A 21,070-nucleotide genomic window follows, 5' to 3' on the forward strand; every position below is an offset into this window, starting at 1 on the left:
GAGAAGGACAGAAGCATGCTACTGGCGCTGGCGCAATGGCTGCAGAACGACGTAGGCTTTTTGCGCGTGTTCAGTTATCTGACGTTTCGTGCTGTCGCGGCGACGATTACCGCGCTGCTGATCGGTCTCGTCTGCGGCCCGTGGGTGATCCGGAAGCTGGCGCAGATGAAGGTCGGTCAGGCGGTGCGCAAAGACGGTCCGCAGACGCACCTGGTGAAATCGGGTACGCCGACGATGGGCGGCGTGCTGATCCTGATCGGTATCGCTGTGTCCACGCTGCTGTGGGCCGACCTGACCAACCGCTTTATCTGGATCGTGATGCTCGTCACGTTCGGTTTCGGCGTGATCGGTTGGGTCGACGATTACCGCAAGGTGGTCTACAAGGACCCGCGCGGCATGTCGTCGCGTGAAAAGTATTTCTGGCAGTCGCTGATCGGCCTGTTCGCGGCGGTGTATCTCGCGTTCAGCGTGTCGGAAGCGAGCAATGTGCGCGTGTTCGATCTGTTCATGGCGTGGGGGCGCAGCGGTTTGTCGATGGGCCTGCCCGCGCGCGCTGACTTGCTGCTGCCGTTCCTCAAGTCGATGACCTATCCGCTCGGCGTGTGGGGCTTCATCGCGCTGACGTATCTGGTGATCGTCGGTTCGAGCAATGCGGTGAATCTCACCGATGGTCTCGACGGTCTCGTGATCATGCCCGTCGTGCTGGTCGGTTCGTCGCTGGGTGTGTTCGCGTATGTGATGGGTAGCGCGGTCTATTCGAAATACCTGCTGTTCCCGCACATCGCAGGCGCGGGCGAAATGCTGATCTTCTGTTCGGCGATGGGCGGAGCAGGGCTGGCTTTCCTCTGGTTCAACACGCACCCGGCGCAGGTGTTCATGGGCGACGTCGGCGCGCTGGCACTCGGCGGCGCGCTTGGCACGATTGCTGTGATCGTGCGTCAGGAAATCGTGCTGTTCATCATGGGCGGGATTTTCGTCGCCGAAACCGTTTCGGTGATGTTGCAGGTCACGTGGTTCAAGTTCACGAAGGCTCGCTTTGGTGAAGGCCGCCGCATCTTCAAGATGGCGCCGCTGCATCACCACTTCGAACTGTCGGGCTGGAAAGAGACGCAGGTTGTCGTGCGTTTCTGGATCATCACGCTGATGTTGTGCCTGTTCGGTTTGTCCACGCTCAAGCTGCGTTAAGCCGCATTTAAAGCCGCACCAGAAGTCACACTTAGAGCCGTAAAAAGCAAGGGGAAGCAGTCGATGTTTGGCGAGAAGTTTCGGGATCGGCAAAAGCCGATGGTGCTCGTGCTGGGACTCTGTGAATCGGGTCTCGCGATGGCGCGCTGGTGCGCGCGGCACGGCTGCCGCCTGCGTATCGCCGACACGCGCGAAGTGCCGCCGAACCTGTCGGCGCTCGAAGCGCATGGCATCGACGGCAACTTCGTTGGTGGGCCGTTTTCCGAAGTGCTGCTGGACGGTGTCGAACTGGTGGCGATCAGCCCCGGTCTGTCGCCACTCGCCGCCGATCTCGTGCCGCTGATTGCCGCCGCACGCGAACGCGACATTCCCGTGTGGGGCGAACTCGAATTCTTCGCGCAAGCGCTGCGCACGCTTGGGGAAAGCGGCTACGCACCGAAGGTCATCGCGATCACGGGCACGAACGGCAAGACCACGACGACGAGCCTGACCGGCTTGCTGTGCGAACGCGCGGGCAAGAAGGTCGCCGTTGCGGGCAACATCAGCCCGGCTGCGCTCGACAAGCTCACGGAAGCCATCGACAACACCGCGTTGCCCGATGTCTGGGTGCTCGAACTGTCGAGCTTCCAGCTTGAAACCGCGCACACGTTCGAGCCGGATGCAGCCGTGATCCTGAACATCACGCAAGACCATCTCGACTGGCACGGCGGCCTCGATGCGTACGCGGCAGCGAAGGGCAAGATTTTCGGCAAGAACACGGTGCGCGTGCTGAATCGCGACGACGCGCGCGTGATGGCACTCAAGCCTTCCGAGCAAAGCGGCGCGCAACTGGTGACGTTCGGCGCGGGTGAGCCGACGCGCGACGGCGATCTCGGTCTGCTGCGCGACAACGGCATGATCTGGCTCGTCGATGCGCACGACCGCGATGCAACCGACGAACCCGTGCCGACGCGCCGCCGCAAGAGCGAATCCACGACGCCGCCCGACATCGGCCTCAAGCGTTTGATGCCGGCTGACGCTTTGCGCATTCGCGGCTTGCACAACGCAACGAATGCACTCGCCGCGTTCGCGCTCGCACGTGCGATCGGTCTGCCGGGCGCGCCGTTGCTGCACGGCCTGCGCGAGTATCGCGGCGAGCCGCATCGCGTGGAACTGATTGCATCGATCGACGGCGTCGATTTCGTCGATGACAGCAAGGGTACGAACGTCGGCGCGACCGTTGCCGCGCTCGACGGCCTCGCGCAACGCATCGTGCTGATCGCTGGCGGTGACGGCAAGGGTCAGGAATTCGACCCGCTCGCCGAGCCGGTGATGCGCTGGTGCCGCGCCGTGATGCTGATCGGCCGCGACGCGCCGCAGATTCGCGCGGCACTCGCGCACACGGGCATCGCAATGACCGATCACGCCACGCTCGAAGAAGCCACGCGCGCAGCCAGCGCCGTCGCGCAACCGGGTGACGCAGTTCTGCTGTCGCCCGCGTGCGCCAGCTTCGATATGTTCAAGGGTTACGCGCATCGCGCCGCTGTGTTCAAGAGCGCGGTCGAAGACATCGCTGCCGAACGGGGGACGATGATATGAGCTGGACAGAACGCTTCGGATCACAACTCGGCAAGCAGCGCGGCTCGGCAGGCGGCGCCGCGGCGACTGAGCGCGGCCCGCGTTCGGGTGGCCTGTCGAGCGCCGTCAGCGGCGTGCGTCCGCTGCGCTCGCGCATGCTCGATTACGACCACTCGCTGCTGTGGGTCGTCGTCGCGCTGCTCGGACTTGGCATCGTGATGGTGTATTCGGCGTCGATCGCGATGCCGGATTCGCCGAAGTACGCGTCGTATCGCGATTACGCGTTTCTGGTGCGCCAGATCATCTTCGTGGTGATGGGTTCGGTGGCGGGCGTGATTGCGTTCCGCATCCCTATTTCGACGTGGGACAAATACGCGCCGAAGCTGTTCCTGATCGCGCTCGTCGCGCTGGTGATCGTGCTGATTCCGCACATCGGCAAGGGCGTGAATGGCGCGCGCCGCTGGATTCCGCTTGGCATCACCAACATGCAGCCGTCGGAAATCATGAAGCTCGCCGTGACGATCTACGCGGCGAACTACACGGTGCGCAAGCAGGAATACATGCACAGCTTCGCCAAGGGCTTTCTGCCGATGGGTTTCGCCGTCGGCGTGGTCGGCATGCTGCTGCTGCTCGAGCCTGACATGGGCGCGTTCATGGTGATCGCCGCGATCGCGATGGGCGTGCTGTTCCTCGGCGGCGTGAACGGGAAGATTTTCGGCGGACTGGTAGCGACGGCAGTCGGTACATTTACGTTGCTCGTGTGGGCGTCGCCGTGGCGCCGCGAGCGGATCTTCGCGTACCTCGATCCGTGGGACGACCGTTATGCACAGGGCAAGGCGTATCAATTGACTCACTCGCTGATCGCGTTCGGGCGTGGCGAATGGTTCGGCGTCGGCCTGGGTGGCAGCGTCGAGAAGCTCAACTATCTGCCCGAAGCGCACACCGACTTCATCCTTGCTGTGATCGGCGAGGAACTCGGTTTTGTCGGCGTGCTCGTCGTGATCCTGATGTTCTACTGGATCGTGCGCCGTTCATTCGAAATCGGCCGTCAGGCGCTCGCACTCGACCGCACGTTTGCGGGTCTGGTGGCGAAGGGCGTCGGCATCTGGTTTGGCGCGCAGACCTTCATCAACATGGGCGTGAATCTCGGTCTTCTGCCGACCAAGGGTCTGACGTTGCCGCTCGTCAGTTACGGCGGCTCGGGCATTTTGCTGAACTGCATCGCGGTTGCGGTGCTGATGCGGGTCGATTACGAGAACCGTGTCCTGATGCGCGGGGGCAAGGTATGACGATGCAACAACGCACGCTGATGGTGATGGCAGGCGGGACCGGGGGACACGTGTTCCCGGGCCTCGCTGTCGCGCACCTGATGCAGGCGTGGGGCTGGCGCGTCGTGTGGCTCGGCAATCCTGCGGGCATGGAAGCGACGCTCGTCCCGAAACACGGCATTCCGATGGAGTACGTGCAATTCGGCGGCCTGCGCGGCAAAGGCATGAAAACGAAGCTGATGCTGCCGGTGAACCTGCTGCGCGCATGCATGCAGAGTCTGTCGGTGCTGCGTCGGGTGAAGCCCGATGTGGTGCTCGGCATGGGCGGCTACATCACGTTCCCGGCGGGCGTAATGACGGCTTTGAGCGGCACGCCGCTGGTGCTGCACGAACAGAATTCGATTGCGGGTCTTGCGAACAAGGTGCTCGCGAAGCTCGCCAAGCGTGTGCTGGTCGCGTTCCCGAACGCCTTGCCGAATGCCGAATGGACGGGCAATCCGATTCGTGAGGAACTTGCGCGCACGGCAGCACCCAAAGCACGCTACGCGGCGCGTAGTGGTCCGCTCAATGTGCTGGTCGTGGGCGGCAGTCTCGGCGCGGCGGCATTGAACGAAGTGGTGCCGCGCGCACTGGCGCAACTCGCGCCGGAGCAAAGGCCGCGCATCGTGCATCAGGCGGGCGCGAAGCATATCGACGCGTTGCGCGCGAACTACGAAGCAGCCGGTATCGCGGCGAGCGACGACGTGCAACTCGTGCCGTTCATCGACGACATGACGAGCGCCTACGCGAACGCGGATCTCGTGATCTGCCGTTCGGGCGCGATGACAGTCGCCGAGATCGCGGCGGTGGGCGTAGCGGCATTCTTCGTGCCGTTCCCGTTTGCCGTCGACGATCACCAGACAACCAATGCAGCGTTTCTCGCCGACAACGGCGCGGCGCTGCTCGTACAACAGCGCGATCTGTCGGCGGAAAAACTCGCCGACTGGTTGCGCAAGCAAACGCGGGCTTCGCTCGCGGAGATGGCCGAGCGTTCGCGCTCGCTCGCGAAACCCGATGCCACCGAGCAGGTCGCGCAGATCTGCGCCACGGTGGCAGGCGTGACCCCGAGCCTGAGCCCGGAAGGAAAGCAGCAATGAAACATATCGTCAAACACATTCACTTCGTCGGGATCGGCGGCGCGGGCATGAGCGGCATCGCCGAAGTGCTCGTCAATCTCGGCTATCAGGTGAGCGGTTCAGATCTGTCGCGCAACGCCGTGACGGAGCGCCTCGCCGCGCTCGGCGCGCGTATCGCGATCGGTCACGACGCAGAAAACATCGAAGGCGCGAATGCGGTCGTCGTATCGACGGCGGTGCGCAGCGACAACCCGGAAGTGCTGGCCGCGCGTCATCGCCGTATTCCCATCGTGCCGCGCGCCGTAATGCTCGCGGAACTGATGCGTCTGAAGCAGGGCATCGCGATTGCCGGCACGCATGGCAAGACCACCACGACGTCGCTGGTTGCGAGCGTGCTCGCAGCGGGCGGGCTCGATCCGACTTTCGTGATCGGCGGACGTCTGATCAGCGCGGGCGCGAATGCGCGTCTCGGCACGGGCGATTTCATCGTCGCCGAAGCGGACGAATCGGATGCGTCGTTCTTGAACCTGTTCCCGGTGATCGAAGTCATCACGAACATCGACGCCGATCACATGGACACCTACGGCCACGATTTCGCGCGGCTTAAGCAGGCGTTCATTGAATTTACGCACCGTCTGCCGTTTTACGGTATTGCCGTGCTGTGCGTCGACGATCCGAACGTGAAAGAGATCCTGCCGTTCGTGTCGAAGCCGATCATCCGTTACGGTCTCGCGCCCGATGCGCAGGTGCGCGCAGTGAACGTCGTGGCCCGCGAAGGCAAGATGCATTTCACAGCAATGCGTGAAGACGCAGCGCCTATCGACATCGTTTTGAACCTGCCTGGTTTGCACAATGTGCAGAACGCATTGGCCGCAATTGCAATTGCGACTGAACTTGAGGTGAAAGATGCCGATATCCAGCGAGCACTCGCGGATTTTAATGGCGTCGGCCGGCGGTTCCAGCGCTATGGCGAAGTGAGCGTAACGGGCGGCGGCGCCTACACGCTCGTCGACGATTACGGTCATCACCCGGTTGAAATGGCAGCGACGGTTGCTGCCGCGCGCGGTGCGTTCCCCGACAAGCGTCTGGTGCTGGCGTTCCAGCCGCACCGCTTCACGCGCACGCGCGATTGCTTCGAAGATTTCGTGAAGGTGCTGTCGACGGTCGATGCGCTCGTGCTGACGGAAGTCTATTCGGCAGGCGAAGCGCCTATCGTCGCTGCGGACGGCCGTGCGCTCACGCGCGCGATTCGCGTGGCGGGCAAGGTCGAGCCGGTGTTTGTCGAAACAGTGGATGAAGTGCCGGACGCGCTCAGTTCGATCGTGCGCGACGGCGATGTGGTGATCACGATGGGCGCAGGTTCGATCGGCAGTGTGCCGGGTCGGCTTGCCGGAAACGAAGGTGTGAAATGAGCGGTATCGATCCTAAATCTTTCGGAAAAGTTGCTGTGCTGCTCGGCGGTGTATCGGCCGAGCGCGAAGTGTCGTTGAATTCCGGTCGTCTCGTGCTGCAAGGTCTGCGCGATGCGGGCGTCGATGCACATCCGTTCGATCCGTCCGAGAAGCCGCTCGCGGCATTGAAGGACGAAGGCTTCGTGCGCGCGTTCAACGCGCTGCATGGCGGTTACGGCGAGAACGGCCAGATTCAGGGCGCACTCGATTTCTACGGCATCCGTTACACGGGCAGCGGCGTGCTCGGCTCGGCGCTCGGTCTCGACAAGTTCCGCACCAAGCTCGTGTGGCAACAGCTCGGCGTGCCGACGCCGCCGTTCGAAGCCGTGCTGCGTGGCGACGATTACGCGGCGCGCGCGAAGGACATCGTTGCGAAGCTCGGTTTGCCGCTGTTCGTGAAGCCGGCCAGCGAAGGTTCGAGCGTTGCCGTCATCAAGGTGAAGACGGCCGATGCACTCGTGCCCGCGCTCGAAGAAGCGGTGAAGTTCGACAAGATCGTCGTGGTCGAAAAGAGCATCGAAGGTGGCGGCGAGTACACGGCGTGTATCGCAGGCGATCTCGATCTGCCAGTCATTCGCATCGTGCCCGCTGGCGAGTTCTACGACTACCACGCGAAGTACATCGCCAACGACACGCAGTACCTGATTCCGTGCGGCATCGCGGCTGACGAAGAAGCGCGCCTGAAGAAGATCGCGCGTCAGGCGTTCGACGTGCTCGGCTGCACCGATTGGGGCCGCGCCGATTTCATGCTGGACGGCGAAGGTAATCCGTATTTCCTGGAAGTGAACACGGCGCCCGGCATGACGGACCACTCGTTGCCGCCGAAGGCTGCGCGTGCTGTCGGTATCAGCTATCAGGAGCTGGTGGTGAAGGTGCTTGCATTGACGCTGAAGGATTAAGGAAGAAGCCCCGGTCATGTGGAACAACGTTCGCCAGCTCAATCTCGCCGCCAACGCGTTGCACGCGTTGTTGCTGCTCGTGCTGCTGGCGGCAGGTGGTTACTGGCTGATCCAGCGCCCGAACTTCGCGCTGCGCGAGATTCGCATCGACGGCGACGTCGAGCACATCAACTCGCCGACGGTGCGCGCGGGCGTGGTCGGCAAGCTGAAGGGCAACTTCTTCACCGTCGATCTCGACACGGCGCGTACCGCGTTCGAGCAGATGCCGTGGGTGCGTCACGCAAGCGTGCGGCGTGTGTGGCCGAATGCGCTGGCCATCACGCTGGAAGAGTACAAGCCGCTTGGCACATGGGGCACGGATCAACTGGTGAGCACGGACGGAGAAGTGTTCACCGCGAACCAGGGCGAGCTCGAAGAAGAGTTGCCTGCGTTCGATGGCCCGGAAGGGTCGGCGAAAGAAGTCGTCGCGCGTTATCAGGACTTCAAGAAGTGGTTTGCGCCGGTTGGCGCAACGCCGGATGAAGTGACGCTGTCGCCGCGCTTTGCGTGGACGGTGAAGCTGTCGAACGGCATGCAGGTCGAACTGGGACGCGAGCGCAATCAGGACACGCTCGCCGACCGTTGCAAGCGGCTGACCGCGGCATGGGGCGCGGTGACGCAACGTTGGGGGAAGGACATCGAATATGCGGACTTGCGCTATCCGAACGGTTTCGCCATTCGTGCGGCTGGCATGCGCTTCATTACGGAACCCGACAAGGGCAAGAAGTAACAGGACATCACACGCAATGAGCACGCTATGAGTAAAGACTATAAAGATCTGCTGGTAGCCCTCGACATCGGCACGGCGAAGGTTGTCGCCATCGTCGCCGAGTTGAAGGGCGAAGGTCATTACGAGGTGATCGGACTCGGCCAGAGCGAATCGAAAGGGCTCAAGAAAGGCGTCGTGGTGAACATCGAGGCCACGGTGCAGTCCATTCAGCGCGCGCTCGAAGAAGCCGAGCTGATGGCCGACTGCAAGATCACGAACGTGTTCACCGGGATCGCGGGCAGCCATATCCGCAGCTTCAACTCGAGCGGGATGGTCGCGATCAAGGAAAAGGAAGTCACGCAGACGGACGTTGCGCGCGTGATCGAAACGGCCAAGGCGATCAACATTCCGACCGATCAGCAGGTGCTGCACATCCTGACGCAGGAATTCATCATCGACGGCCAGGAAGATGTGCGCGAGCCGATCGGCATGAGCGGTATCCGGCTGGAAGTGAAGGTGCACATCGTGACGGGCGCGGTGAGCGCGGCGCAGAACATCGTCAAGTGCGTGCGCCGCTGCGGCCTCGAAGTGAACGATCTGATCCTGCAACCGCTGGCGTCGTCGCTGGCAGTGCTGACGGAAGATGAAAAAGAACTGGGCGTGGTGCTGGTCGATATCGGCGGCGGCACGACGGACATCGCGATTTTCAGCGAAGGCGCGATCCGTCATACGGCCGTGATCCCCATCGCCGGTGATCAGATCACCAGCGATATCGCGATGGCTTTGCGCACGCCGACGCCGGATGCCGAAGACATCAAGGTCAGCTACGGCATCGCCAAGCAGGCACTCGCCGATCCGGACGAAATGATCGAAGTGCCGGGTCTGGGCGAGCGCGGCCCGCGCACGCTGTCGCGCCAGGCGCTGGCGGCCGTGGTCGAGCCGCGCGTCGAAGAACTGTTTTCGCTCGTGCAGCAGGTGGTGCGCGAGTCGGGTTACGAAGAGCTGCTGAGCTCGGGCGTCGTGTTGACGGGTGGCGCGTCGATGATGCCGGGCATGGTCGAGCTGGGTGAAGACATTTTCCTGAAGCCGGTGCGCATTGGCGTGCCGGAATACGCAGGCGGTCTCGCAGATGTCGTGCGCAATCCGCGCTATTCGACGGCGATGGGTCTGCTGGTCGAAGGACGTTCGCAGCGTATGCGTGGCCGCAAGGTCGCGGTGCAGTCGGGATCGATGGGTCAGGTGTTCACGAGGATGAAGGACTGGTTCCTCGGCAATTTCTAAGAAGAATTCGAAGTAAAAGGAAATTCGCGCTGGTGCCGGCGGCTGGCGCGCGACAGGAGGTTGCCCGATCTCCTGCCGAATAACGGCCGAGGAAGTGGTACTTTTTTTCTTGACGGAGGCAACATGGAATTCCAGATGCTGGAAACGGAAACCAACGGCACCATCATCAAGGTGGTGGGCGTCGGTGGTGCGGGCGGTAATGCAGTGACGCACATGATCAATCGCGGCGTGCAAGGCGTCGACTTCATCGTGATGAACACGGACGCTCAGGCGCTGTCGCGCTCGCGCGCACCGAACGTCATCCAGTTGGGCAATACGGGTCTGGGCGCTGGCGCGAAGCCGGAAATGGGCCGCTCGGCAGCAGAAGAAGCACGTGAGCGCATCGCTGACGCACTGCGTGGCGCGCACATGGTGTTCATCACGGCAGGTATGGGCGGCGGCACGGGCACGGGCGCAGCACCCGTGGTCGCGCAGATCGCTAAAGAAATGGGCATTCTGACGGTTGGCGTGGTCAGCAAGCCGTTCGAGTTCGAAGGCGGCAAGCGCATGCGCGTCGCTGAAGCAGGTTCGCAGCAACTGGAGGATCACGTCGACTCGCTGATCGTCGTTCTGAACGACAAGCTGTTCGACGTGATGGGCGACGACGCCGAAATGGACAAGTGCTTCCAGTGCGCTGACGATGTGCTCAACAACGCCGTTGCCGGTATCGCGGAAATCATCAACGTCGACGGTCTGGTGAACGTCGACTTCGAAGACGTGAAGACGGTGATGGGCGAGCAGGGCAAGGCAATGATGGGCACGGCGACGGTCGCCGGCGTCGATCGCGCGCGTCTTGCGGCAGAGCAGGCCGTGGCCAGCCCGCTGCTGGAAGGCGTCGATCTGTCGGGCGCGCGTGGCGTGCTGGTCAACATCACGTCGAGCCGTTCGCTGCGTTTGTCCGAAACGCGCGAAGTCATGAACACGATCAAGAGCTATGCTGCTGATGACGCGACCGTGATTTTCGGCGCGGTGTACGACGACGCGATGGGCGATGCGCTGCGCGTGACGGTGGTGGCAACGGGTCTGGGCCGCGCTGCGAAGAAGCAGCAATCGGCACCGATGACGCTGCTGCGCACGGGCACGGACAACCAGCCGGTCGGCGTGATGCAACATGCGTACACGCCGCAACACGCAACGACGGCGGACTACGGTTCGCTCGATACGCCGGCAGTGTGGCGTACGTCGCGTGACACGGCTGCTTCGCACGTGCAGGCGCTGCAGGAAAAGGGCGTCGATACGTACGACATCCCGGCCTTCCTGCGCAAGCAGGCAGACTGAGGCTCACGCAGGAGCGGGCTTTCTGCGGCGTAATCTTCTCTGTTGGATTACGCGCGGCAGAACTGCACGAGCGTGGCGGGTGGAATGGCGAACAGGCCGCGTTGGGTTGAGCGCGCGGCATGGACAGGTGCCCTCTTCGTGAAGACGAAGCGGTGTGGGCGACTGTCGCCAGATGAAATGTCCACTGCGGCACGAGACCGTGCGAGCGTGCTCCGCATCGATGCGAAGGAACGAGCATGATTCAGGTAGGTGAAAAGCTTCCCCAGACGACCGTTTACGAATTGATCGAAGACGAACGCGAGGGCTGCAGGATCGGGCCGAACAGCTTCGACGTGCACGAACAGACGGCGGGCAAGCGTGTGGTGATCTTCGGATTGCCGGGCGCGTTCACGCCCACCTGTTCGGCGAAGCACGTGCCGGGCTATGTCGAACAGGCAGAGAAGTTGCGCGCTGCCGGTATCGACGAAATCTGGTGCGTGTCCGTCAACGACGCGTTCGTCATGGGCGCGTGGGCTCGCGATCAGCGCACCTCGGGCAAGGTGCGCATGATGGCGGACGGCAGCGCGGCTTTCACCAAAGCGCTCGGTCTGGAGCAGGATTTGTCGGCGCGCGGCATGGGAATCCGTTCCCAGCGCTACGCGATGGTGGTCGACGACGGCGTGGTCAAGACGCTGCACGTCGAGGCACCCGGCAAGTTCGAAGTCAGCGATGCGGCCAGTATTCTCGCCACGTTGAGCCAGGCATGACGCGGCCTTGAAGGGCTTCGTCGCGGCTGCCGACCAACTCGCAAACGTTGGTTGTTGCGCTGCGGCAACGCTTTCATGACGCCGTTGTGACAGGCCGTAACGCGGGCCGATGACCGGAAACGCCTCCGTTCCGGGCATCGGCCCGTCACGCTTCCCGATTAGGTAACGTAGCGAAACAGATTGAAACGCCAGCGCAACGACGCTCCGGAGTCGATTGGAGTATACTTCGTGCTATGAATTAAAAAATCCTGATTAGGATTTTCAATCGAATAGAAGACCACCATGTTGAAGCAGCGCACTATCAAACAGATCGTCAAGACGGTCGGCATCGGCGTCCACTCGGGCCGCAAGGTTGAGTTGACGCTCCGCCCGGCGGCGCCGGACACGGGCATTGTGTTCTCGCGCGTGGATTTGGCCACGCCGGTGGACATTCCCGCGTCGGCGATGTCGATTGGCGATACGCGCCTCGCATCGGTGTTGCAGAAAGACGGCGCGCGCGTGTCGACGATCGAACACCTGATGTCCGCGTGCGCGGGCCTCGGGATCGACAATCTGTACGTCGACGTGACGGCCGAAGAAATTCCTATCATGGACGGCAGCGCAGCGTCCTTCGTGTTCCTGATCCAGTCGGCGGGCATCGAAGAACAGAACGCGGCGAAGAAGTTCATCAAGGTGACCAAGCCGGTCGAAATCCGCGACGGCGACAAGTTCGCACGTCTTGACCCGTATTTCGGCTTCAAGCTGAAGTTCACGATTGACTTCCGCCATCCGGCTGTCGATAAAACCGGCCAGTCGCTGGAAGTGGATTTCGCGAATACGTCGTATGTGCGTGAAATCGCGCGTGCCCGTACGTTTGGCTTTGCGCATGAAGTCGAAATGATGCGTGAGCTGGGTCTGGCGCGCGGCGGCAGCATGGACAACGCGATCGTGCTCGACGAGTACCGCATCCTGAACAACGACGGCCTGCGTTACGACGACGAGTTCGTGAAGCACAAGATGCTGGACGCAATCGGCGATCTTTATGTGGTCGGTCACCCGCTGCTCGCGTCGTATGACGCGTACAAGTCGGGTCACGGCCTGAACAACGCGCTGCTGCGCGAACTGCTGGCGCACGAAGATTCGTACGAAATCGTCACTTTCGACGATCCGCAGAAGGCGCCGCGCGGTTTTGCGTATGACACGCAGACGGCGTTTGCCTGAAGCGTCGAGCGGTAGAGCGCTACAGCGGTAAAGAAAAAGCGGCCTGAACGGCCGCTTTTTTCATTTCAGCGCGCGCCCGACGCACTCACTTCCGATGTCGCGCCGCCATGCGCGCCAACGCTTCCTGCAACGGCGACGGTTCCAGCGATTCGCTCAGTTCGTGGAGCGCGTCGGCACCTATACGCGACATGAGCGCCTGCTTGGCGCGCGGCGGCTCCTTCACTGCTTGCGGACGCACCCGAATTTTCAGCGCATTGACCGGCCAGCCGCGCTGCTGCAACTCCGCTAGCAGCCGCGGTTCGAGATGCCGAAGCCGCGCGGCAAGCGCATTGTGCGCGGCGAACAGCGCGAGCACGCCGTCCTTGATGAAACCGGGTTCGACGCTGGTGGCCAGATAGTCGGGCAGTAATTGCGCCAGATCGCGTTCGAGGGCAGCGACCTGCTCGACGCCGGCGCGTAGCGCGGCGAACGCGTCGGTGCGGTTCAAGACCTCGGCGACCGCCTGCGGGCGGCGCACGCCGAACGACTTCGAGCCCAGTTTTGGACCGGGCTTCAGTGACTGCCTTGAAAACGGTGAGAAACGGCTCATCTGGGACTTTGTTAGCAGCCCGCGCCCCGCGCGCGCTCGATGCCGCCATTGTAACGTGCGTACCGTGCGGCACCGATGCACATCGTCTGTTCGCGACGTGCCGGACGGTCTTGCCACGTGGCGCTCGCGCCCTGGCCGGATGGCCAGGCGTCTCGCCGCTGACACAGGCGTACGCGGGGGCGCGTGCTAAAATCCATGATTCGAATTTCTCTTGGACCTAAGCCGCCGAGGCCACTTCGACAACGGGTTGCAACAAGGTGAAAGGCGGTAAAAAGCCAGCCTTGCAACCCCGCCGAAACCGAGACGCAACCACGATCCGATGACCACCGGTTTTCTACAAAAGATTTTTGGCAGCCGCAACCAGCGGCTCGTCAAGCAATATCAAAAGACCGTCGCGGCGATCAATGCGCTCGAACCGCAGATCGAGCAGTTGACGGATGATCAACTGCGCGCGAAAACGACGGAATTCCGGCAACGCGTGAGCAGCGGCGAGTCGCTCGACAAACTGCTGCCCGACGCATTCGCGGTCTGCCGCGAGGCAAGCAAGCGCGTGCTGAAAATGCGGCACTTCGACGTGCAGCTGATCGGCGGCATGGTCCTGCACTACGGCAAGATCGCGGAAATGCGCACAGGTGAGGGCAAGACGCTCGTCGCCACGCTGCCCGTGTATCTGAATGCGCTGTCGGGCCGTGGCGTGCACGTCGTGACGGTGAATGATTACCTCGCGCAACGCGACGCCGAATGGATGGCGCGTCTGTACAACTTCCTCGGTCTGTCGGTCGGCATCAATCTGTCGCAGATGGACCACGGCATGAAGCAGGAAGCGTACGCCGCGGACATCACGTACGGCACGAACAACGAGTTCGGCTTCGACTACCTGCGCGACAACATGGTCTACGAGACCGATGCACGCGTGCAGCGGGCGCTGAACTTCGCGGTCGTCGACGAAGTGGACTCGATCCTGATCGACGAAGCGCGGACGCCGCTGATCATCTCCGGCCAGGCCGAAGATCACACCGAACTCTACGTGCGCATGAACGCGCTGCCGCCGCTGCTCGATCGTCAGATCGGTGAAGAGAAGGCGGACGGCACGGGCGTCGAAAAGCCGGGCGACTACACGCTCGACGAAAAAGCGCGCCAGGTGTTCCTGACGGAGTCGGGCCACGAGAAGGCCGAGCGTCTGCTCGCCGAGTGGGGCCTGATCGGTGAGGGCGAGAGCCTGTACGCGCCGCAGAACATCACGCTGATGCACCACGTGTACGCCGCGCTGCGCGCGCACACGCTGTTCTACAAAGACCAGCACTATGTCGTGCAGAACGGCGAAGTGGTGATCGTCGACGAATTCACGGGCCGTCTGATGGCGGGCCGTCGCTGGTCCGATGGTCTGCACCAGGCTGTCGAAGCGAAGGAACACGTGAAGATCCAGAGCGAGAACCAGACGCTCGCCTCGATCACGTTCCAGAACTATTTCCGCATGTACGCAAAGCTGTCGGGCATGACGGGCACGGCGGACACGGAAGCGTACGAATTCAACGAGATTTACGGCCTGGAAACGGTCGTGATCCCGACCAACCGCCCGCCGAAGCGGATCGACAAGCAGGATCAGATCTACAAGACGGCGCTGGAGCGCTACAACGCGGTGATTCGCGATATCCGCGAATGTTATGACCGCGGTCAGCCGGTGCTGGTCGGCACGACCTCGATCGAAAACTCCGAGCTGCTTTCGCAACTGCTGAACAAGGCCGGTTTGCCGCACGAAGTGCTGAACGCAAAGCAGCACGCGCGTGAAGCGGCCATCGTCGCGGAAGCGGGCCGACCGCAGCGCGTGACGATCGCGACCAACATGGCCGGTCGCGGTACCGACATCGTGCTCGGCGGCAACGCCGAGAAGCAGGCCGCGTTCATCGAAGCCGATCTGTCGATCCCCGAAGACGAAAAAGCGCCGCGCATCCAGAAGCTGCACGATGAATGGCAAACGCTGCACGATCAGGTGAAGGCCGCGGGCGGTCTGCACATCATCGGCACCGAGCGTCATGAATCGCGCCGTATCGACAACCAGTTGCGCGGCCGTGCCGGCCGCCAGGGCGATCCGGGTTCGTCGCGTTTCTATCTGTCGCTGGAAGATCCGCTGCTGCGCATTTTCGCGGGCGACCGCGTGCGCTCCATCATGGATCGCCTGAAGATGCCGGAAGGCGAGGCGATCGAAGCGGGCATCGTCACGCGTTCGATCGAATCGGCGCAGCGTAAGGTCGAAGCGCGCAACTTCGATATCCGCAAGCAGCTGCTCGAATACGACGACGTCTCGAACGATCAGCGCAAGGTGATCTACCAGCAGCGCAACGAACTGCTTGAAGCGCACGACATCACCGAAACCATCGGCGCGATGCGTCATGGCGTGATCACGGACATCGTCCGCCAGTTCGTGCCGGCGGGCAGTATCGAAGAGCAGTGGGATGTGCCTGAACTGGAAGAAGTGCTGCGCAACGACTGGCAGCTCGATCTCGCTATTCAGGAAATGATCAACGAATCGCAGCAGATCGACGCCGACGAAATTCTCGAAGCCGTCATCGCCGCCGCCGACGAAGCCTACGAGGCGAAGGTCGAGCAGGTAGGCCGCGAATCGTTCAGCGCGTTCGAACGCTCGGTCATGCTGCAGACGCTGGACCGCAGCTGGCGTGAACACCTGGCCGCGCTCGATCACCTGCGTCAGGGCATCCATCTGCGCGGCTATGCGCAGAAGAACCCGAAGCAGGAATACAAGCGCGAAGCGTTCGAACTGTTTGCCGCCATGCTCGACGCAGTGAAGCTCGAAGTCACGCGTATCGTGATGAACGTGCAGATCCAGTCGCCGGAGCAACTGGAACTGGCTGCCGAGCAGATGGAAGAGCAGGGCAGCCATCTGGTCGATAACGTCGAGTTCCGTCATGCGGACTACGCCGAAGGTGGCGCGGCAGTCGCAGCGGCACCCGTCGCAGCGAACGCAGCCGCGGCGATGATCGGCGACGCGATGACGCACGGTCAGGGCGCGGCCGCGCCGCTCTCCGGCGACAACGTGCCGAAGGTCGGACGCAACGACCCATGCCCATGCGGCAGCGGCAAGAAGTACAAGCAGTGCCACGGCAAGATTGCGTGACACACGAAGGCGGCGCGCAGTATGCGCGCCGCGTCGTTTGAAGCGTGCATTGCTGGGGATTTCGCGGTGGCGCAGGCCAATCCGGCGCCATCACTTTTGATCCCCAATGCCGGCGCACGCCGGCATTTCAGTCTCGACAGGTCGCAAACATGGCTGTCAATTTCCCCTCGATCGATCCCGCTCAACTCCATCCCGTCGCCGGCGTCACGCTAGGCTGGGCCGAGGCGAATATCCGCAAGCCGAACCGCAAGGACGTGCTCGTCATTTCCGTCGACGAAGGCGCGACGGTCGCGGGCGTGTTTACGTTGAACCGGTTCTGCGCGGCGCCTGTGACGGTATGCCGCGAGCATCTGGAAAAAGTACGCACCGGCGGCAAGGGCATCCGCGCGCTGGTCGTGAACACGGGCAACGCGAATGCAGGCACAGGTGAGCCGGGCATGGTGGCGGCGCGCGAAACGTGCGACGAACTGGCGCGTCTCGCGGGTATCGAGCCGCAGCAGGTGCTGCCGTTCTCGACGGGCGTGATTCTGGAGCCGCTGCCCGTTGACCGTCTGAAGGCCGGCTTGCCCGCTGCGCTGGCGAATCGTCAGGCCGCGCACTGGTACGACGCGGCGCAAGCCATCATGACCACGGATACCTTGCCGAAGGCCGTGTCGCGCCAGGTGAAGATCGACGGCCATACGATCACGATGACGGGCATCAGCAAGGGCGCGGGCATGATCAAGCCGAACATGGCAACCATGCTCGGCTTCCTCGCGTTCGACGCCAACGTCGCGCAGCCGGTGCTCGATCAACTGGTCAAAGAAGTCGCGGATCGCTCGTTCAACTGCGTCACGATCGACGGCGATACGTCGACCAACGACTCGTTCATCCTGATTGCGTCGGGCAAGTCGAGCCTGCCCGCGATCACATCGACGGATTCGCCGGCGTACGTCGCGCTGCGCGAAGCCGTGACGGAAACGGCGCAGACGCTCTCGCAACTGATCGTGCGCGACGGCGAGGGCGCGACCAAGTTCATGACGGTGCAGGTCGAAGGCGGCGCGAGCGTTGCTGAATGCCGCCAGATTGCTTATGCAATCGGCCATTCGCCGCTCGTGAAGACGGCATTCTATGCATCGGACCCCAACCTCGGCCGCATTCTGGCCGCGATCGGCTATGCGGGCGTGACGGACCTCGACGTTGGCAAGATCGATCTGTATCTCGACGATGTGCTGGTTGCGAAGGCTGGCGGACGCAATCCCGAGTACAAGGAAGAAGACGGGCAGCGCGTGATGAAGAAGGCGGAGATCCTGATTCGCGTCGTGCTCGGCCGCGGCGATGCGCAGGCAACGATCTGGACCTGCGATCTCTCGCACGACTACGTGAGCATCAACGCCGATTACCGCTCCTGATTCCCGCTTATCTCAATGGACAAACTCGAACAATTCCTGACTCGTGCCGAGGCCGTGCTGGTGCGGCTCGAAGCGATGCTTCCGCCTGCGGCGCCTGAAATCGACTGGTCGGCGGCCGTGGCGTTTCGCTGGCGCAAGCGCCAGGGGCGCGGTTATCTGCAGCCGGTGCCCGCCATTTCGCTGATTTCGCTCGACGACCTGCAGAACATCGATCGCCAGAAAAACCTGATCGAGCAGAACACGAAGCAGTTCGTCAACAAACAGCCGGCCAATAACGTGCTGCTGACGGGCGCGCGTGGCACGGGCAAATCGTCGCTGATCAAGGCGTGCCTGAACGCGTATTCGAAGGACGGCTTGCGTCTGATCGAAGTCGACAAGGACGATCTGCACGATCTCGGCGATATCGTCGATCTGATTTCAGCGCGCCCCGAGCGCTTCATCGTGTTCTGCGACGATCTTTCGTTCGAAGAAGGCGAATCGGGCTACAAGGCGTTGAAAGTGGCGCTCGACGGTTCGGTCGCCGCGCAGTCAGACAACGTGCTGATTTACGCGACGTCGAATCGCCGTCATCTGCTGCCCGAGTATATGAGCGACAACGAGACGTACAAGCACACGTCCGATGGCGAGATTCATCCCGGCGAAGTGGTCGAGGAGAAGATTTCGCTGTCCGAGCGCTTTGGCTTGTGGGTCAGCTTCTATCCGTTCAAGCAGGACGACTATCTGTCGATCGTCGCGCACTGGCTGCATCACTTCGGCTGCAACGATGCCGATGTCGAAGCGGCGCGCGGCGATGCGCTGATCTGGGCGCTGGAACGTGGTTCGCGTTCGGGGCGTGTGGCGTGGCAGTTCGCGCGCGACTGGTCGGGCAAGCGGGCGCAAGCATGAGCGATGCAGCGCAAAACGGCACCCGCGAGGTGAACGAAGCGGGCCGGCCGGTCACGGAAGTGGCCGTCGGTGTGCTCGTGCAGCCCGATGGTCGCTATCTGCTCGCGCAGCGCCCGGCGGGGAAGCCGTACGAAGGCTATTGGGAATTTCCGGGCGGCAAGCTCGAACCGGGTGAAACGGTGGAAGCGGCGCTGGCTCGTGAGCTTCACGAAGAACTCGGCATCGACGTGCAGGCGAGTCACCGTTGGCATGTGCTCGAGCATGACTATCCACACGCGTACGTGCGGCTTTACTTCTGCAAGGTGACGGCGTGGGATGGCGAGCCGCATGGACGCGAAGGTCAGGCGTTCGCTTGGCAGACCTTGCCGGCTAGTGTGTCGCCGCTATTGCCCGCAACGATTCCCGTGCTGGATTGGTTGGCGGCGGAGTGAATGGAAAACGGAGCCGTGAGCGGCTCCGTTTTTTTTCGTCGGCGAACGACGTGCAATGACCCCGTTCAGTGCGAGCGATGCTCGCCGGGTGCGTCGTCTGAGGGCGGTTCTTCGTCCGTGCCGCCGATCTTGTACTTTTCGGCCGCCCACGCGCCGAGATCGATCTGCTTGCAGCGCTCGGAACAGAACGGACGGAAGCGGTTCTCGGGAGTCCAGCGGACATCCTTTCCGCAGCTAGGGCATTTGACTACAGTGGCCATACGTTCAAGCGTTTAATCGCAAACTTTGAGACCACGCAAATGAGGGCATTTGCGTCGGATTAAAGACTACACAGCGTCAACTGGAACGGCACGTCGACATCGACGGCACGCGGACGCAAATCGCCGTCCTGCACCGTGAAGCGCACCCACAGCATGTACTTGTTGGCGCTCGCTTCCGGAATTACCCGCAATTCCGGTGCCACGCGCACCTGCATCAGCTGATAGGTCCGGCCCGACAACATCTGCTGATAACTGCCCTGCATCGCCATGACCTTCGACGCCTGGCCCGATTCGCGAGCCAGCCGCAATACGATTGCAGCCGCATCGCGCAGCGGCAAAAGTGGCATGACCCACTTGGCGATGTCCTGCCGACGCTGATCTGGATGCGTCTGCTGCCACGCGTAGTAAGACGGAAGATCGAACTTGCAGGTGCCGCCAGGAATAATGGCGCGGCTACGGATGCTGGCAAGCCATTCGTTATCAGCAAGATGTTGACCCGTCTTGCCCTGCATTTGCGTCAGCCCGGCGAGCGTCTGTTCGATTTCGCCGAGCACGGCTTCGAGCGCATTCTGCTCGATGCCGGGATTGCCACGAAACGGAGCGAGCGTTTGACGCTGCCGCTCCAGTTCTTTCATCAGATCGGATTTGAGATCCGCGCGGCCCGCGACTTCCGAGATTTCGAACAGCGTAGTCAGCGCGACGTGATGTTCCCTGGCATCTTCCTGAGTCAGAAAGAACGTGAAGCGCTCGAACAGATCTTCGAGGCGCAGCAGCGTCCGGATTCGCTCATTGAAGGGATACTCGTAAAGAATCAAGCGGGCTCGCCTCGGGCGTGGTCGGTGACGGAATTGCAGGACATTCTAATGCCGTGAGACTACCGTCGCAATCACACACTTTTTCGGCGAGCTTTAGACAATTTTTGCGCGGTATTACGCGCATTCGTTGCGTGCAGAGCGTGTTCCCGACAACATGCGTCCGCATTACAGACATCGGACAGAATCGCTCACGGCTTAGGCGCGCGCGAGCGAAACATACGTGTTGTGAAGGCGTTCGACATCGACATCGATGGCTTCGAGCGTGCGGTTATCGTTGACGATCACGTCGTCGGCAGCGGCGAGGCGAGCTTCGCGCGTGGCCTGGCGCGCGATGATCGCGAGCACCTGTTCACGTGTAAACGCATTGCGGCGTATGACGCGCGTAATCTGCGTTTCGACGCTGCAATCGACGGTGAGCACGCGATTCACGCGCGTTTTCCAGTTACCCGACTCGACCAGCAACGGCACCACCACGATCACATAAGGTCCGGATGCTGCTTCGCGCTGGCGTTCGGTCTCGGCGCGAATCAACGGATGCGTAATTGCTTCGAGGCGCTTGCGCGCTGTCTCGTCGCTGAACACGAGCGTCCGCATCTGGGCGCGATCGAGCGAGCCGTCTGCCGCGACGAACGAGGAGCCGAATTCCGCCGCGATGGGCGCCATCGCGAGACCGTGCGGTGCAGTGATGCTGTGCGCGATCACGTCGGTATCGACGAGTGTTACGCCGCGTTTGGCGAACAGATCGGCGACAGTGGACTTGCCGCTGCCGATGCCACCCGTCAGTCCAACAGCAAACATG

At 62.2% G+C, this 21,070-nt stretch carries 19 protein-coding genes; 15 read left to right on the forward strand and 4 right to left on the reverse strand.

Annotated features, from left to right (window positions below; genetic code table 11):
• Window positions 1-15 precede the first annotated feature (15 nt).
• The 11 genes from mraY to lpxC all read left to right on the forward strand — a co-directional run bounded on the left by mraY (window position 16) and on the right by lpxC (window position 12,767).
• Window positions 16-1,185, forward strand: a complete 1,170-nt coding sequence (gene mraY / locus DK391_RS32085; RefSeq protein ID WP_109482030.1) for a phospho-N-acetylmuramoyl-pentapeptide-transferase — start codon at window positions 16-18, stop codon at window positions 1,183-1,185.
• 63 nt (window positions 1,186-1,248) lie between these two features.
• Entirely contained in the window at window positions 1,249-2,763 is a 1,515-nt protein-coding gene (gene murD / locus DK391_RS32090; protein ID WP_109482031.1) for a UDP-N-acetylmuramoyl-L-alanine--D-glutamate ligase, read from the forward strand.
• A complete protein-coding gene (ftsW, locus tag DK391_RS32095) occupies window positions 2,760-4,031 on the forward strand; it encodes a putative lipid II flippase FtsW (protein ID WP_109482032.1) in 1,272 nt (423 codons plus the stop codon). The genes murD and ftsW overlap by 4 nt, the downstream gene beginning before the upstream one ends.
• Window positions 4,028-5,146 (forward strand): undecaprenyldiphospho-muramoylpentapeptide beta-N-acetylglucosaminyltransferase, encoded by a 1,119-nt coding sequence (gene murG, locus DK391_RS32100; protein WP_109482033.1) that lies wholly within the window; start codon window positions 4,028-4,030, stop codon window positions 5,144-5,146. Before ftsW ends, murG begins: the two co-directional genes overlap by 4 nt.
• On the forward strand, window positions 5,143-6,537 hold the full coding sequence (gene murC, locus DK391_RS32105) for a UDP-N-acetylmuramate--L-alanine ligase (RefSeq protein ID WP_109482034.1): 1,395 nt from the start codon (window positions 5,143-5,145) through the stop codon (window positions 6,535-6,537). The genes murG and murC overlap by 4 nt, the downstream gene beginning before the upstream one ends.
• Window positions 6,534-7,475 (forward strand): D-alanine--D-alanine ligase, encoded by a 942-nt coding sequence (locus tag DK391_RS32110; protein WP_109482035.1) that lies wholly within the window; start codon window positions 6,534-6,536, stop codon window positions 7,473-7,475. Before murC ends, DK391_RS32110 begins: the two co-directional genes overlap by 4 nt.
• Window positions 7,476-7,491: 16 nt before the next feature.
• Window positions 7,492-8,244: a cell division protein FtsQ/DivIB gene (locus DK391_RS32115; RefSeq protein WP_109482036.1), complete on the forward strand. Its 753-nt coding sequence runs from the start codon at window positions 7,492-7,494 to the stop codon at window positions 8,242-8,244.
• Between the two features lie 27 nt (window positions 8,245-8,271).
• Window positions 8,272-9,504 carry a cell division protein FtsA gene (gene ftsA / locus DK391_RS32120; protein WP_028371745.1) on the forward strand — a complete coding sequence of 411 codons (1,233 nt, stop codon included), beginning with the start codon at window positions 8,272-8,274 and terminating at the stop codon, window positions 9,502-9,504.
• Between the two features lie 123 nt (window positions 9,505-9,627).
• Complete coding sequence (gene ftsZ, locus DK391_RS32130) at window positions 9,628-10,821, forward strand: cell division protein FtsZ (RefSeq protein ID WP_109482037.1); 1,194 nt, start codon at window positions 9,628-9,630, stop codon at window positions 10,819-10,821.
• Window positions 10,822-11,057: 236 nt separating this feature from the next.
• Window positions 11,058-11,567, forward strand: coding sequence for a peroxiredoxin (locus DK391_RS32135; protein ID WP_109482038.1), 510 nt, complete (start codon window positions 11,058-11,060; stop codon window positions 11,565-11,567).
• Between the two features lie 282 nt (window positions 11,568-11,849).
• Complete coding sequence (lpxC, locus tag DK391_RS32140) at window positions 11,850-12,767, forward strand: UDP-3-O-acyl-N-acetylglucosamine deacetylase (protein ID WP_109482039.1); 918 nt, start codon at window positions 11,850-11,852, stop codon at window positions 12,765-12,767.
• A gap of 85 nt (window positions 12,768-12,852) precedes the next feature.
• Here the strand turns inward: lpxC and DK391_RS32145 are convergent, their stop codons facing one another.
• Window positions 12,853-13,356 carry a DUF721 domain-containing protein gene (locus DK391_RS32145; RefSeq protein WP_109482040.1) on the reverse strand — a complete coding sequence of 168 codons (504 nt, stop codon included), beginning with the start codon at window positions 13,354-13,356 and terminating at the stop codon, window positions 12,853-12,855.
• A 319-nt stretch (window positions 13,357-13,675) separates the two neighbouring features.
• Here DK391_RS32145 and secA point away from each other — a divergent pair, with 319 nt between their 5' ends.
• From secA to DK391_RS32165, 4 genes are all read left to right on the forward strand, one after another.
• Window positions 13,676-16,489, forward strand: a complete 2,814-nt coding sequence (gene secA / locus DK391_RS32150) for a preprotein translocase subunit SecA (protein ID WP_109482041.1) — start codon at window positions 13,676-13,678, stop codon at window positions 16,487-16,489.
• A 149-nt stretch (window positions 16,490-16,638) separates the two neighbouring features.
• Window positions 16,639-17,880: a bifunctional glutamate N-acetyltransferase/amino-acid acetyltransferase ArgJ gene (gene argJ, locus DK391_RS32155; RefSeq protein WP_109482042.1), complete on the forward strand. Its 1,242-nt coding sequence runs from the start codon at window positions 16,639-16,641 to the stop codon at window positions 17,878-17,880.
• 15 nt (window positions 17,881-17,895) lie between these two features.
• On the forward strand, window positions 17,896-18,765 hold the full coding sequence (locus tag DK391_RS32160; protein ID WP_109482043.1) for an ATP-binding protein: 870 nt from the start codon (window positions 17,896-17,898) through the stop codon (window positions 18,763-18,765).
• The gene (locus tag DK391_RS32165; protein ID WP_109482044.1) at window positions 18,762-19,196 is read left to right on the forward strand and encodes an NUDIX domain-containing protein; all 435 of its coding nucleotides are present in this window, start codon (window positions 18,762-18,764) and stop codon (window positions 19,194-19,196) included. The genes DK391_RS32160 and DK391_RS32165 overlap by 4 nt, the downstream gene beginning before the upstream one ends.
• Before the next feature lie 65 nt (window positions 19,197-19,261).
• Here the strand turns inward: DK391_RS32165 and DK391_RS32170 are convergent, their stop codons facing one another.
• The 3 genes from DK391_RS32170 to coaE all read right to left on the reverse strand — a co-directional run bounded on the left by DK391_RS32170 (window position 19,262) and on the right by coaE (window position 21,069).
• Window positions 19,262-19,456 carry a DNA gyrase inhibitor YacG gene (locus tag DK391_RS32170; protein WP_109482045.1) on the reverse strand — a complete coding sequence of 65 codons (195 nt, stop codon included), beginning with the start codon at window positions 19,454-19,456 and terminating at the stop codon, window positions 19,262-19,264.
• Between the two features lie 59 nt (window positions 19,457-19,515).
• Entirely contained in the window at window positions 19,516-20,271 is a 756-nt protein-coding gene (gene zapD / locus DK391_RS32175) for a cell division protein ZapD (RefSeq protein WP_007747120.1), read from the reverse strand.
• 195 nt (window positions 20,272-20,466) lie between these two features.
• Entirely contained in the window at window positions 20,467-21,069 is a 603-nt protein-coding gene (gene coaE / locus DK391_RS32180) for a dephospho-CoA kinase (protein ID WP_109482046.1), read from the reverse strand.
• Between the last annotated feature and the right edge of the window lies 1 nt (window position 21,070).

The sequence above is a fragment of the Paraburkholderia sp. C35 genome, assembly GCF_003121405.1.
Taxonomy (GTDB): domain Bacteria; phylum Pseudomonadota; class Gammaproteobacteria; order Burkholderiales; family Burkholderiaceae; genus Paraburkholderia.

Bases quoted from the DNA above. Each gene is read 5' to 3' on its own strand.
- secA (WP_109482041.1), top strand. From the start codon at position 13,676: ATGACCACCGGTTTTCTACAAAAGATTTTTGGCAGCCGCAACCAGCGG.
- DK391_RS32110 (WP_109482035.1), top strand. From the start codon at position 6,534: ATGAGCGGTATCGATCCTAAATCTTTCGGAAAAGTTGCTGTGCTGCTC.
- ftsA (WP_028371745.1), top strand. From the start codon at position 8,272: ATGAGTAAAGACTATAAAGATCTGCTGGTAGCCCTCGACATCGGCACG.
- murG (WP_109482033.1), top strand. From the start codon at position 4,028: ATGACGATGCAACAACGCACGCTGATGGTGATGGCAGGCGGGACCGGG.
- ftsZ (WP_109482037.1), top strand. From the start codon at position 9,628: ATGGAATTCCAGATGCTGGAAACGGAAACCAACGGCACCATCATCAAG.
- DK391_RS32135 (WP_109482038.1), top strand. From the start codon at position 11,058: ATGATTCAGGTAGGTGAAAAGCTTCCCCAGACGACCGTTTACGAATTG.
- murD (WP_109482031.1), top strand. From the start codon at position 1,249: ATGTTTGGCGAGAAGTTTCGGGATCGGCAAAAGCCGATGGTGCTCGTG.
- ftsW (WP_109482032.1), top strand. From the start codon at position 2,760: ATGAGCTGGACAGAACGCTTCGGATCACAACTCGGCAAGCAGCGCGGC.
- lpxC (WP_109482039.1), top strand. From the start codon at position 11,850: ATGTTGAAGCAGCGCACTATCAAACAGATCGTCAAGACGGTCGGCATC.
- argJ (WP_109482042.1), top strand. From the start codon at position 16,639: ATGGCTGTCAATTTCCCCTCGATCGATCCCGCTCAACTCCATCCCGTC.
- DK391_RS32170 (WP_109482045.1), bottom strand. From the start codon at position 19,456: ATGGCCACTGTAGTCAAATGCCCTAGCTGCGGAAAGGATGTCCGCTGG.
- DK391_RS32115 (WP_109482036.1), top strand. From the start codon at position 7,492: ATGTGGAACAACGTTCGCCAGCTCAATCTCGCCGCCAACGCGTTGCAC.
- murC (WP_109482034.1), top strand. From the start codon at position 5,143: ATGAAACATATCGTCAAACACATTCACTTCGTCGGGATCGGCGGCGCG.
- mraY (WP_109482030.1), top strand. From the start codon at position 16: ATGCTACTGGCGCTGGCGCAATGGCTGCAGAACGACGTAGGCTTTTTG.
- DK391_RS32165 (WP_109482044.1), top strand. From the start codon at position 18,762: ATGAGCGATGCAGCGCAAAACGGCACCCGCGAGGTGAACGAAGCGGGC.
- DK391_RS32160 (WP_109482043.1), top strand. From the start codon at position 17,896: ATGGACAAACTCGAACAATTCCTGACTCGTGCCGAGGCCGTGCTGGTG.
- coaE (WP_109482046.1), bottom strand. From the start codon at position 21,069: ATGTTTGCTGTTGGACTGACGGGTGGCATCGGCAGCGGCAAGTCCACT.
- DK391_RS32145 (WP_109482040.1), bottom strand. From the start codon at position 13,356: ATGAGCCGTTTCTCACCGTTTTCAAGGCAGTCACTGAAGCCCGGTCCA.